The organism is Fischerella thermalis PCC 7521, from assembly GCF_000317225.1.
GTDB classification, from domain to species: domain Bacteria; phylum Cyanobacteriota; class Cyanobacteriia; order Cyanobacteriales; family Nostocaceae; genus Fischerella; species Fischerella thermalis.
This window is the reverse complement of record NZ_AJLL01000058.1, coordinates 16,454-30,246: the sequence shown is the minus strand read 5'-3', so window position 1 is coordinate 30,246 and position 13,793 is coordinate 16,454. Positions and strand designations below refer to the sequence as shown.

Sequence of the window (13,793 nt, the reverse complement as noted above, 5' to 3'; positions counted from 1 at the left end):
TATAAATTATGAATTCTGAATTAGGAATTGGGAATTAGGAAATTAAAATCATAGCTTAGTTTGAAAATTTGAAATTTACTTGCAATTTTTTATATAAAATCCTTGGAGATAAACATAATGTTTGGCAGCAAAATACCTCTTGCTTGGCTACAATTAAAACGTGAAAAAACGCGCCTAGCTGTAGCTTTGGCAGGAATTGCCTTTGCCGATATTTTGATGTTTATGCAACTCGGATTTCGAGATTCTCTGTACTATAGTAACGTGAGGTTTCATAGTAGCTTACAGGGCGATATTGTTTTAATTAATCCCCAATCTAGTGCCTTACTATCGATGAAGCCCATTTCCCAGAGACGCTTATATAAAGCTTTAGATTTACAAGCAGTACAATCAGTACATCCTATATATTTAGACTATACTAGCTGGAAAAATCCCATAACAGGCATCCCCCGTAACTTACTTGTCATTGGTTTTAACCCCCAATCTAACGTATTAAAACTCGAAGGACTGGAAGAGAATTTAGATAAAATTAAAATACCGGATGTAGTTTTATATGATAGATCATCACGCCAAGAATATGGGCCAATTGCAGCTAAATTTGCACAAGGTAAATTAGTTACCGCAGAAGTAAGAAGAAGGTTAATCAAGGTAGGAGGTTTATTTACCTTAGGAGCATCCTTTGGTGCAGATGGTAATTTAATTACGAGCGATGTAAACTTTTTGCGGATATTTTTTAATCGACAGCCAGGATTAATTGATATTGGTTTAATTAAGCTCAAACCGGGTGCCAATGCAGAGGCTGTGGCTAAAGAATTAAGGAATTATTTACCACCTGATGTCAGAGTTTTAACGAAGCAAGAATATATTGATAAAGAGAGAAATTTTTGGGCAAGTAGTACAGCGATCGGCTTTATTTTTACTTTAGGAACAATCATGGGTTTTATTGTTGGCACTGTGATTGTTTATCAAATCCTTTATACAGAAGTAGCAGATCACTTAGTTGAATATGCCACTCTCAAAGCAATTGGCTATGCACAAGAATACTTACTAATTGTGATTCTGCAAGAAGCTTTGATTTTGGCAATTTTAGGATATATACCAGGATTGGCTTTTTCTTTATTTCTTTATCAACAAGCTAGACAAGCAACTTTATTACCAGTTTATATGAGTGCTGGTCGAGCAATACAAGTACTGATTTTAACAATCATTATGTGCTTTATTTCAGGTGCGATCGCTGTCAGAAAATTACGATATGCCGACCCAGCAGATATCTTTTAAGGGGTAATTGGTAATGGGTAATTGGTAATTGGGAATAACAAACCACTAACTACTATTGTACAGATGCGATATTACTCGCGTCTCTACCTACTAACCACTAACTATTTACTATGAAACCAGAACCTGTAATTTCTATTCAACATATCAACCATTATTATGGTAAAGGTGCGCTGAGAAGGCAAATTCTATTTGATATTAATCTAGAAATTTATCCGGGAGAAATCGTATTGATGACTGGTCCTTCAGGGTCAGGTAAAACAACGTTACTAAGCTTAATTGGTGGTTTGCGGTCTGTGCAAGAAGGCAGTTTGAAGTTTTTAGGTAAGGAATTATATCGAGCTAGTCAAACAAAATTAGTCAATATTCGGCGTAATATTGGTTATATTTTTCAAGCCCATAATTTATTAGAATTCTTAACCGCAAGACAAAACGTACAAATGGCGGTGGAATTGAACAAAAATATATCTCAAAAAGAAGCTATTGCTAAAGCCGAAAGTATACTGAGAGCAGTTGGTTTGGGACAAAGAATTAACTACTATCCAGATAGTTTATCTGGAGGACAAAAACAAAGAATAGCGATCGCTCGTGCTTTGGTCAATAATCCAGCATTAGTCTTAGCAGACGAACCTACAGCAGCCTTAGACAAACAATCAGGACGCGATGTTGTGGAATTGATGCAGCGTCTTGCTAAAGAACAAGGAACATCGATTTTGTTGGTAACTCACGATAACCGGATTTTAGACATTGCTGATCGTATCGTCGAAATGGAAGATGGTATTTTAGTACGTCAATACCAAGGTGCAGTTGTTAAAGGTAAAGTTTATTAACTAATGTAGAGATGCGCCATGGCGCGTCTCTACGTCTACAAACTTTTCGCAAAATCTAAAATCCCAAATTGTTTCAGTTCCTAGCCCAAACGCTGACGTAACCATAAAGCCAGTAAAGGCAATGCCATTTGATACCGTTGTTCAGCACCGTAAATCAAGCCTTTGTGTTGAAGTCCAGTGAGTGCGCCCTGAAGGCTACCACCACGAGAAAGTCCATGTTTTTGAATATACTCTCTACTTTGGGGTTTTTCGGTGGGATCTGTTGCTAGACATTCCAAAAGGTGAACTTGATTACCTGGAAGTAGCATTAGTAAGGACTCAAAGGTGATAGATAAATCCTTAAGTAGTTCTTCAATCGCCTGTTGTACTTCTTGTTCAGTAATTAACCCATCAGGACGACGTAAAGCTTGCAGACGACGAATTATAGCCACTGCATCACCGATGTGTCCTTGGACAGCATCTAAAAATAGTTGCATGGCTTTGGAACGGGAATCAAATGTTAGTCCTACTGTTTGTAAAATCTCCCTTGCCCATACTGCTACAACATCTCTAGCTAACGGTGCTAACTGTATAGTCTCCAATGGGTAGTTAGTCTCTTGGGAGTAGTGAGTTGTCTCGGCAATAGTTGCTATGAGTACATAATTGACATGAGTTTGCTGATTAATTTCTCGTCTGAATGTAGCTTCCCATAAACTGTGACGATCCCATGAGCGGATATGAGGGAAACTCTGCAATATGATCACCACTCGCTGATTTTGAGATTCAGCCAAAATTTGGGGTAATTCCAGCAAAAGCTCAAATGCTTGCCACAGCTGTTTTGCATTCAGGGAACGCATTAGTATTAGTTTGCTAGTGGGGATTGAGGAGTTCTCTTCAATCTGGAAGCGAAAAAATTCTTTGCCACTGCTAGCAACCCAATCTTGAATTTTAACTGCATCAAAATTTTGAGCGATCGCCTCCGCCATTAACTGCACAAATCTCTCTCCATCTGTGGCGCGGATGCAGTCTATCTCTAGGATAATGGCCCCCACTGCTAAAGCTGCCCTCCGTACCAAAGTACGCCGTCCACTTCCTGGTACTCCTGCAATTAACAAGTCACCATCTTCTGCCAGAACTTCTACTATGCGCTGAAATTCTGTTGAACGTCCCATTAATTCTAGAGGGGTAGACAGTTCCAAGTTCACGCGTTTTTTGCCTTCAGAAATATAAGCCTGGCCTCTATGGAAAGCATACCCATTGCTTATACAAGACATCAAGTATTGAGAAAAATAATCGTGACTATCTAAAAACATTAGTGTTTATCTAAACGCAGCACTAAAAAATCGTGTTAAACAATAAATAGCACGAATTAAGAAAGTATAAAATTATGGTTCAAACTATATCTGCGCTTGGACTGCCAGAAGGGCAGCCCAAAACTTGGCATTCTTTAGAAATAGTCGAAGCGATCGCTGACTTAGAAACTGATTTAGAAACAGGTTTGAATAGTGTACAAATCAAACAGCGTTTAGCTGAATTTGGTGCGAACGAACTCACAGCCAAGAAAAGCAAACCTTGGTGGTGGAAATTTTTGCTGCAATTTAACCAGCCGCTACTAATCATTTTGTTAGGGGCGGGTTTAGTCAAAGCAATCTCTGGTAGTTTTGTGAATGCGGGGGTAATTTGGGGCGTCACCACCACCAACGCCATCATTGGATTCATACAAGAATCAAAAGCCGAGGGTGCGATCGCAGCACTAGCAAAAGCGATCACAACTGAAACTACAGTGATACGCGATGGTAAAAAATCACGCATACAATCACAAGAATTAGTACCAGGTGACATAGTTTTGCTTACCTCTGGTGATAAAGTACCAGCAGATTTACGGCTTGTACAGGTACGAAATTTACAAGTAGATGAATCAGCACTGACAGGTGAATCAGTGGCAGTAGAAAAAGATACTCGAGCTTTAAAGACTGACACTCCCCTAGCAGAACGTAAAAATATGGCTTATGCAGGTGGTTTTGTCACCTTTGGACAAGCGATGGGTATCGTAGTTGCTACAGGTAACGCCACTGAAACAGGTCGCATTTCGCAATTAATGGAACGCCATACCGACCTTTCCACCCCCTTAACTCGGAAATTTGACAAATTCAGTCGCAATTGGTTACGGGTGGTACTAGGACTGGCAACATTGACGTTTGTCGCAGGACTTAGCTACAAAAACTTACAAGAAGCCTTGGAAGCAGCCGTAACTTTAATCGTCAGTGCCATTCCTGAAGGTTTACCAGCAGTAGTAACTGTAACACTAGCGATTGGTGTTTCTCGCATGGCGCGACGGCACGCAATTATCCGTAAGTTACCAGCAGTCGAAACTTTGGGGAGTGCAACTGTAGTTTGTTCTGATAAAACCGGCACTCTCACAGAAAACCAGATGACGGTACAGGCAATCTATGCGGGCGGACACCAGTATACAGTCACAGGTGTAGGTTACGCCCCAGAGGGAGAAATTCTCCTAGATGACAAACTAGTGAATTTAAATACTGAAAAAGGTTTGCAAGAGTGCCTTCTAGCTGGTTTGTTATGCAATGATTCTCACTTGGAAAACAAAAATGGGAAGTGGGTAGTAGTTGGTGATCCAACCGAAGGGGCGTTAATTGCATCTGCCGAGAAAGCAGGTTTTAGTCAGTCTCACTTTACCAAAAAGATGCCAAGGTTGGATGGCATTCCTTTTGAATCTGACTATCAGTACATGGCGACTTTACATAAAACTCCTCAGGGTAAGACTATTTACGTCAAAGGTTCAGCAGAAGCAATTCTCAAACGTTGTACACTCTTGCAGAAAATAGATGGACAAACCCATCCCATTGATTGTGTAGAAACTTTCCGCCAAACAATCATTGAGCGGGAGGTGAATATCATGGCACGGCAGGGTTTGCGGGTGCTAGCGTTCGCGAAAAAACCAGTGTCCAATCAGCAAATGACGGTAGATCATGAAGACATTGACACTGGTTTGATTTTCTTGGGTTTGCAGGGAATGATTGATCCGCCACGCGAGAGTGCCACAAAAGCAGTGCAAGCCTGTCAAGAAGCGGGTATTCAGGTAAAAATGATTACGGGTGATCATGCGGTGACTGCCCAAGCCATAGCTAGACGCATGGGAATTCATAAAAATGGATCAGTTCTGGCCTTTACAGGGGCAGAATTGGCACAGATGGATCAACAGGAACTAGCAGAAGTTGCAGAAGAGGGTGTGGTATTTGCCCGTGTTGCACCAGAACAAAAGCTGCGTTTGGTGGAGGCGTTGCAGTCTAAAGGCGAGATTGTCGCCATGACAGGGGATGGTGTCAACGATGCACCCGCACTGAAAAAGGCAGATATTGGTATTGCAATGGGAGGCGCAGGTACAGAAGTTGCCAAAGAAGCAGCAGATATGGTACTTACCGATGATAATTTTGCCTCAATTGAAGCGGCGGTGGAAGAAGGACGGGCAGTTTACAGAAACCTGTTGAAAGCGATTTACTTTATTCTGCCAGTGAATGGTGGAGAATCAATGACAATTTTATTCAGTGTTTTATTATCTAGAGAATTGCCAATTCTATCGTTACAAGTTCTCTGGCTAAATATGCTGAATTCCATCACCATGACAGTACCATTGGCATTTGAACCAAAGCCGCAAAACGTGATGAAGCAACCACCACGTAGTCCTAATGAACCGTTGCTATCAGCTAGCCGACTCAAGCGAATTTTAGCAATTTCTCTGTTTAACTGGATTGTGATCTTTGGTGTATTTGAATATATTGAATATACGACGGGCAATATCAATTTAGCCCGGACAATGGCGATTAATTCTTTAATTGCTGGACGAATTTTTTACCTGTTGAGTATTAGTCAATTAATACCAAATTTGATTGCCAAAATGGATGGTACGATTCAAGAGAATGTTGATATTCCGGCAATTGGTTTTGGAATTGTAGGTGCGATCGCTTTGCAGATTATTTTTGCTCATGTACCGTTGATCAATGATGTATTTTCCACAGCCCCATTGAGTTTTCAGCAGTGGTTGTTCTGTTTAGCGGTAGGTTCACCCATGATTCTATGGTCAGCAGTAGTAAATAAGATTGACCCACCCAATTAATTTTGATTTTGTTACCCTCCTGCTGTGGGTGTAGCAGGTACAACCATCATTTCCTGAGTTGGCTGTTCAGTCACTTGTGTGCTAGGTACAAATGTATTCTGCTGAGTTGGCTGTTCAGTCACTTGTATACTAGGTACAAATGTATTCTGCTGAATTGCTTCCTCAGTGGTGGGTGTAGTGGGTACAACCATCATTTGCTGATTTGATTCCTCAATGGCGGGTGTAGTGGGTACAACTGTATTCTGCTGAGTTGGTTCCTCAGTGGAGGGTGTAGTGGGTACAACCATCATTTGTTGATTTGGTTCTTCTGTGGCGGGTGTTGGAGGTGGGGGTGCTGGGACATCATTTTCTGTTGTCGGTGGTGTAGATGGTTGGGACTCAGTTTTGGTTGGAGGTGGCGGTGTAGATGGTTGAATTTCCCCCTCTGTTGGAGATGGAGATGGTCGAGACTCAGTTTCGGTTGGAGGCGGCGGTGGCGGTGTAGATGGTTGAATTTTCTCCTCTATTGCAGGTGGAGGTAGTGGGAATTCCCTTTCTGTTGGAGGTGGTGGAAATAAGTTAGTTTCTTCCTTCACAACAGGTTGAGATGATTTTGTATCGTTCTTGGTGGGAGAGGGAGATGGTGCTGGTGTTGCAGGCTTATTAAAATCACGCTGCGGTGTAAATATCGATGGTGAAATTGCTGGTGGAGCGGTAAAGAAGTTTTTGCTACGTTTATTCTTTGGTACTGATGGTGAAGCTTGTGGCTGGTTGTTGGTATTTTCTACTGCTGGATTGGTGGTTTTGGTTGGTTGATTTTCCTGTAAGTTGAATGGCACAAAAGTTTTGCCAAGCATGGCTAGACCAAACCCAACCCCAATCAAACTAAATAACCCCAAGGCTGGAAATCCTTGAGTAAGCGATGCACGAGATGATGAACGATATGCTGTTTTGGCTTTTGGTGGGGGTATTTGTTGGATTGTTGATGGTGGCGACGATGGTGCTTGAAGTGCTTGCAATGCTTCTGCTGCCGTTTGATACCGCTCTTTGAAGTTACAGCGCACCATTTTGGTTAAAATATCGGCTAACTCATTGCTGATACTGACCAAGTTGCGCCAAACGACTTCTCCATCCGCCGGATCAGTGGGTAGCTTACGTGGTTGTACACCTGTTAAAGCTTGAATTCCTAGCATTCCCACTGCATAGACATCGCTGGAAAGTCTTGGTTTACCATTGGCTTGTTCGTTTGGGATGTAGCCGGGTGTGCCGATGACAATGGTAGAGTTTACTTCTCCTTCTGTGTTGGTCGCTAAGCTTTTAATTTCCTTGACAGAACCAAAGTCAATCAGGACAATTTTGCCGTCTTGACGACGCATAATATTTTGCAATTTTATATCTCGGTGGATCACACCATGTTCATGGACAACTGCTAAAACTTCTAGTATTTCCTTTAGGAGTTTTAAGACTTGAGTTTCACTAAGCTGTTTACCAGGAATAATTTCCGTAGTTAAATCGTGTCCATCTATGAATTCCTGCACCAAATAGAATTCACCATTTTCTTCAAAATGGGCTAAAAGTTCAGGAATTTGCTCATGATGTTTGCCTAAACGATACAAAACTTCTGCTTCTTGGTTAAATAGTCTCTTGGCAATCTGCAAGATTTCTGGATTTGGGTTGCGAGTTTGTAGATGTTTCACAACACACCTTGGATTGCCAGGCAAATCCATATCTTCAGCAAGAAAGGTATCACCAAATCCGCCGCTTCCCAACTTTTTAAGGATTTTGTAGCGATTCCGGAGAACTTTGCCGAAGAGCATCAGCTTTACCTAAACGCAATTGACATACCCATGATAGGGCGATAACCCTATTAATTTTTGCAAAAAAAGCTTTTTTAAGAAACTAACTTTGAGAGGATCTTTAAAAATTTTATTGCATGTTCGTAATAGCTGGATTTAAATCTATTGTTACTAATATATATCTGTAAAAGTATTTTTATTCAGTATTTTTACTTGATTGTTATCGTAATTATAGCCTGCACAACTAGCTATTTTTTAGCATTTTTGTTTTACTCACAAAGAAATTTAGAAATTTAGGCTTGTTGGCAGCAATGGAAATTTTATAGTTTTAATTTTTACAATAAAAATTTTTCTATTGCATTAATACACATCTATTTAGCACTTTTTTCTTATACAAATTCTTTATAGATATTGAGTTTTTTCGGATATTAGCAGATGATTACTAGTAGTTTGCCACACTAATTTTGATGTGCTACAAGTTCCCCGACTTTTTTAAAAATTCGGGGATATGACCCTTGCAACTTCTCATAGGAAAGACTTCCAATCTAAAATCCAAAATCTAAAATCCAAAATTGGTATTACTCAGACACACCACCCACAACAGGCCTAACTTCAGAAAATGGATTAGTGCCACCAGTCCAGTTAAAGTCGCTAAGGCGGAAGCTAATGCCACCTAATTCTAGCTCTGGATTGTAACGCAGGGTAATTCCGTAGGTGCGACGACTGTACTGTAAAATAAAGTCGGTGCTGGTGTATTCTCCTGTATCTAAATTAACTGATGTTTGAACACCAAAAGTAAATGGCCCATAAATTTGTTGTGTAATCCCCGCACTCAAGGTTCTGGTATCAACAGCACGGTCAAATAAGAAGGGAGACTCACCACTATCAAGACCTTGAGAGTAGCTAATATTAAAAGCAGTGTAGTCTAGAAAAGACCTAGAAAAATGACCAATTTGCCCTTCTAAGCCAATTGTGCCGATCAATGTAGTTTGGTTATCCCCGTTTGTGTAATAACTAGTAGTGCCAGTCAAGCCGCCAAATGCTCGTAGGTAAGGAACTACAGGGTTAGGCGTGTATCGTAAACCCTCAGTAGCAGTGGGTGGTAGAGGTTTACCTTGCCATAGTAACAAGCCTCCATTCAAGGCTGCACTGGCTTGGAGACGACCAAGGGAGACACGGTTATTATCCCGGATTGGTTCTAGCAAGTCTTCACGATCAGTATTGGCGGTGATATATTGAGCCCCTCCTTGGTAGCTGAGGTTTAACCCTGTTTGACCCAGAGGGATGATGGGGGAAGTAACGACACCGCCAAAGCTACTTTGAACAGTTTGATAACCAAGACTACCATTGTAGAGACGATCGCGATAACTATATTCCAATGTCACATTGTGCGGGTTGCGATTATCACCGACTTGTTGACGCAACCGCAAACTTGCCTTCAGATTATCTTCAATGTCGGTCAAGTCAAAACTAGTTAGTGTCCCCGAACCTTCAACCGTTGTTCTTGGACTCAAAGTAGCATCAAGGGATGTTCTTAAACCAAAGAGTGCGGGAACGTTGCTAACACCTTCCTGCACAGCCTTTTGAGCGAGAAACTGAGGTGTAATACTAAAACTCACATTTTCTCTATTTATCGGTTCAAATCTGCGCTCTACAAATACACCACCACGCTGATCACCATCAAACCCAAAGGAAACTAACCCAGGCGTAGCATCTCGTTCTCTGCGGTCAATTACCTGCTCATTTCTGGGAATGGGTATACTTAAATTCTGGTCAAAAACTAAACGCTGATTTTCAGTACGAACACGGTCTTGTAAAGGAGATTCTCGTGTCAATGTGACTTTATCTGCCCGCAATTCCAATTCTGGGGGTGAAAAGGGGTCATTGGTGAGACTGACATCTGATGCTTGCCAGCCACGTGGATAAAAATTAATACGTGCAGCTTCAAAGCGGACGCGCCGCACCTGTCCTCCCTGTTCGGGTCTGGGTACATTTGTGGCATTTGTTCTACCACCAATACCAAAGTTAATTCCCCCTGGGCTACTCACCCCAGTCAACGGTTGATTAGCTCTGATGCGATCGCTGGGTGGACGTGCTGGTACTCCGCCCGCTGTGACATCGGTGGGCAAAAATGCAAAATCTTCCTGGGCTGTGGGTATAAAAATCTCACCACGACCAGCTAATAATTCTCCGGTGTCCTGAACAAAATTATAAGTGAATCGCTGCCCACGTAGTACTTGGTCGCCTCTGGTTAAGGCAACATTTCCTTCACCTACAGCAATTAAATTGTCTAAACTAACTTGAATGCGATCGGCGTCCACCACCGCCCCATCAAAGCGCACAACAACATTGCCTTCTGCTGTGACTACCCGCCTCTGTTCGTCATACTCTTGGGTATCGGCTATTACTTCTACAACTCTCCTTGTTTCTGGTGTTGTCGGTGTAGGTGCTGGTTGTGGAGCTTGACTAGTGAGGTTGCGAGTTTTAAATTCTATAGTTGATAGTTGGTTGTTAGTGGCTGATTGTTGATTGGCAGTACGGAATTTGATTTTGATTGGTTGCGGTGCTGAGCTAGAAGTCTGGGAATTTTTAGCAGTGGTATGATTCTGTTTAGACTGGACTAGTTGCTCAGCCAATAACTGAGATTTTTTTTGAGATCGGTTCTTACTATTTTTGATTGTCTGAACAATTTGCTGTTGAGTTTGCCGTTTTTGACTACTGTTGTTAGTGTCTTGAGTAATCTGTGGCTCTTGTTGGGAGTAACCAATAGATAAGGGTTCCCCTAGCAGATCTGCACTGTTTTCAGTAATGTTTAGAGGCGAAAATTCGGCTGGAAAACTTTCTGGTGCAGGGATTGTGGGCGTTTTGACTGTAAATGACTGATCAGTTACAGGCTGATGTGAAGAATTAAATGGTTGTTGCTGTAAAGTTTCTGCTTTCGCCTGTTCTCCCCTTGAATGCAATTGGCGATCGCTTGCAGCGATGATTGGCAAATTTTCTGCTAATAACGGTTCAACTATGGCAGGTGGTTCGGGCGGCAGAACGGAATGAAGCATGTTTCAGCACAATCTAGCAAACAAATAGCCAAAATTAAGAGCCGGAAGGACTAACTTAGCTTTTTACCTTCCGACTTTCACTTTCTGTTTAACTTTCAGCAAGCCGCCTCAACAGCGTCTAGTGTGTTTTGCCTTGCAGCAGTAATGGATAATTCGCCCTCTATCTTACTCGAAGTCCCGACGACCAGGGTTACGAGCAGGATCGTTTGACAAAAATCCAAACACAAACAGAGTGATAAAGAAGGCAACAACAATATATACAACGATTTTTAAAGTCAGCATCGAGATATCTCCCTTGGATATGAAAAGCTTTCCGTATCTGCTATACAGATTCAGATAGCTCCTTTATCTTACCCAAATCTCATCCCTTTTTTGGAGAACACTGGCAGAAATTGCAAAGATAAACTCCGCAACATAACTGAGTGTAAGCCAATATCTCCATAATGAACTGACTTCTTAATAGATGCGCCTTAGTCAGCAGACGTTTACGTACAGCAGATGTTTCCAGTCGCAACGCCGCATTGGGTAATGGGTAGCTGGACAACTCAATCAGGTGTTCATGAATATCCTCGCGAATGCTATGTGGCGCGATCGAGGAGCATAATCAGCAGCGGACTCTGACGCCAATACAAGTAAATCCCAGCCAGATTCACATTCGGACTTCAGTGATTAATTCTAATTCGATCCAAATTGCGATCGCTGATAATGGACTAGGAATGTCGGAAGATGTTCAAAAACAAATTTTTAACGTAACTAAAGGTACAAAGTTTGTCGTTGAACTTCCTATCCAACAGAACAAATCAAAAAGCAAAAAGCCAAAAGTAAAAAGAACAACTTTCTAACTTTTGACTTTATTACTTTGAATAATGCTTACTCTTTCACGTTTTGCTGGTTCAATACCAATTCCTTCATACCTCTTTTTTTAATTACCTTTGCAGGTACTCCCACCGCTATGGAATAAGGAGGAATATCTCGATTAACAACTGCCCCTGCTCCAATAACACTACCTTCACCAATTGTCACTCCATCCAACACTGTAACATTATGCCCTAACCAGCAATCATCTCCTATAACTATTCCTTGGCGGCTAATACCTTGATCTGCAATATATTTTGTCGGATCTGCAAAATTATGATTGTTAGCAAATATTCCCACATGGGCAGCAATTAAACAGCGTTTGCCGATTGTGATATCTCCCGGACCAGTAATACATACACCAGGACCAATAAATGTACCTTCACCAATTTGTACGCAGGTGTTGTCCAAAGCACCAATCGTTACATCTTTTTCAAGGGCGACACCTTTTTCTAAAGTAATTCTGCTATCTTCACCTTTAACGTCTATACGTACACCTTTAAAAATATGCACATCACTGCCAAGTTCAATTTTACTTGCACCTATAAATTCGACACCATTTTGAATATAGACTGACTTATCTATCCGAGAGAAAATAAACCGATAAAACAGTTTCCTTAAACGAGGTCCAAAAGCTATTGTTGGTATTTCTCCTAGCAGATTAATTAATAAAACTTCTTTCAAACGTTGCACTTTTGATAAAGATTTTTGATTCATAATTTTGTCAGTCCTTACGCTTAAGATAATTAATGAATAATTTTCTGTAGTCCCCACTACTATAGCTTTTGTGATCCTGCCAAAAATCTGCCATAAATTGAAATTTGTTTAGCAGGTCACACAAAATAAATAATCCTTTTGGTATATTTTATTGCCACAAACAAAAATACATCGAGAAATTAATGACGATCAATCACTTTAGTTAGTGTTACCAAACAAGAAACTAAATTTCACAAAAGTTAACTTGTTTCACCTACATTTAATATCAAGTTCAAGCTTGCTAGTAGACAAAAATAATCTGTCAAACTAATACTCAGTAAAGCTCAGATTTTCATAACTACTAAATAGTAGCTAGAGCTAACTTGATATTTTGTTGTGTTTTCTCACAGCTATCAGAATCAAAAGAGCATTGCCTAAATAATATTGACCAGCCAGTAGGATAGTTTTGCTCACACAACCATCAAACTAATTCAGATTTCAAACTTGATAGTTGAAATAGGCTAATATTTAGTTTTTTGGGTAAAACCGGAGATTTACACAGCAGTAAGAATATAAAGTGTGATTTATCGCTATCTTCTGCTAAACAGCTATAATCTCCCCAATATATTTAGTTAATCAAGCACTCTTTTGAGCAAACTACATTCGTTGAAACTTCTGTGTGTCAATGTAAAGTCTGCGTTTTTCATCAACGATAATGTAAAGTTGCTTAGATTGCTCAAAAACTTTCTCTACCTGAAACCACAACAACTAGGGTGGAAATTCTCCAACTTCAGCCATCACATTGAATCGAAGTGCAAACACATAAGCGCTTCCTCGATTCCTATAACGGCTTTCTTGCAGCCAGTTTTTGTAGTGTGCTGCTTTAATCATGATGGACGTGGGTTAATCGCAGACAAATTAAACTGGGTTTGTAAACTTTCAATATAAAATTACTAGCCTTACTTAATCTATAACATAATTTCTTTACCAGTTATGCAATAAAAAGATTAATTTAATTTTTTTGAGGTTTGATAAAATTTCAATTAAGTATTTAAATGGCTTTTGTTCCAATACATGAGTAAACAAAATTTTACTTCTTGCTAAAGATAGATTTTGTACAAAATATTTTTATCGGCAACAAAGTAAAAATTTTTACTTAAAGGTTGTGTCAAATTACTTATAATTTAATGGATGA

The 13,793-nt window shown here is 40.4% G+C and carries 9 protein-coding genes; 3 read left to right on the top strand and 6 right to left on the bottom strand.

Features of this window, described 5'->3' with window-relative positions; genetic code table 11:
• Positions 1-117 precede the first annotated feature (117 nt).
• The gene (devC, locus tag UYK_RS0112270) at positions 118-1,275 is read left to right on the top strand and encodes an ABC transporter permease DevC (RefSeq protein WP_009458966.1); all 1,158 of its coding nucleotides are present in this window, start codon (positions 118-120) and stop codon (positions 1,273-1,275) included.
• Positions 1,276-1,385: 110 nt separating this feature from the next.
• Positions 1,386-2,102, top strand: a complete 717-nt coding sequence (locus UYK_RS0112265) for a DevA family ABC transporter ATP-binding protein (RefSeq protein WP_009458967.1) — start codon at positions 1,386-1,388, stop codon at positions 2,100-2,102.
• Positions 2,103-2,182: 80 nt separating this feature from the next.
• Here UYK_RS0112265 and UYK_RS0112260 read toward each other — a convergent pair whose 3' ends face one another.
• Positions 2,183-3,286: a DNA polymerase III subunit delta gene (locus UYK_RS0112260; protein ID WP_026086447.1), complete on the bottom strand. Its 1,104-nt coding sequence runs from the start codon at positions 3,284-3,286 to the stop codon at positions 2,183-2,185.
• A gap of 182 nt (positions 3,287-3,468) precedes the next feature.
• On the opposite strand from UYK_RS0112260, the gene UYK_RS0112255 reads away from it, so the two are divergent.
• Positions 3,469-6,216, top strand: a complete 2,748-nt coding sequence (locus UYK_RS0112255; protein WP_009458969.1) for a cation-translocating P-type ATPase — start codon at positions 3,469-3,471, stop codon at positions 6,214-6,216.
• 11 nt (positions 6,217-6,227) lie between these two features.
• Here the strand turns inward: UYK_RS0112255 and UYK_RS0112250 are convergent, their stop codons facing one another.
• The 5 genes from UYK_RS0112250 to UYK_RS27560 all read right to left on the bottom strand — a co-directional run bounded on the left by UYK_RS0112250 (position 6,228) and on the right by UYK_RS27560 (position 13,489).
• Entirely contained in the window at positions 6,228-8,012 is a 1,785-nt protein-coding gene (locus UYK_RS0112250) for a serine/threonine-protein kinase (RefSeq protein ID WP_009458970.1), read from the bottom strand.
• 557 nt (positions 8,013-8,569) lie between these two features.
• Positions 8,570-11,047 carry a DUF3769 domain-containing protein gene (locus UYK_RS0112245; RefSeq protein ID WP_009458971.1) on the bottom strand — a complete coding sequence of 826 codons (2,478 nt, stop codon included), beginning with the start codon at positions 11,045-11,047 and terminating at the stop codon, positions 8,570-8,572.
• Positions 11,048-11,212: 165 nt separating this feature from the next.
• A complete protein-coding gene (locus tag UYK_RS25045) occupies positions 11,213-11,329 on the bottom strand; it encodes a photosystem II reaction center protein I (RefSeq protein ID WP_009458972.1) in 117 nt (38 codons plus the stop codon).
• A gap of 588 nt (positions 11,330-11,917) precedes the next feature.
• Positions 11,918-12,619 carry an acyltransferase gene (locus UYK_RS0112235; protein ID WP_009458975.1) on the bottom strand — a complete coding sequence of 234 codons (702 nt, stop codon included), beginning with the start codon at positions 12,617-12,619 and terminating at the stop codon, positions 11,918-11,920.
• Positions 12,620-13,366: 747 nt separating this feature from the next.
• Positions 13,367-13,489, bottom strand: coding sequence for a hypothetical protein (locus UYK_RS27560; protein ID WP_016871480.1), 123 nt, complete (start codon positions 13,487-13,489; stop codon positions 13,367-13,369).
• Positions 13,490-13,793: the final 304 nt, after the last annotated feature.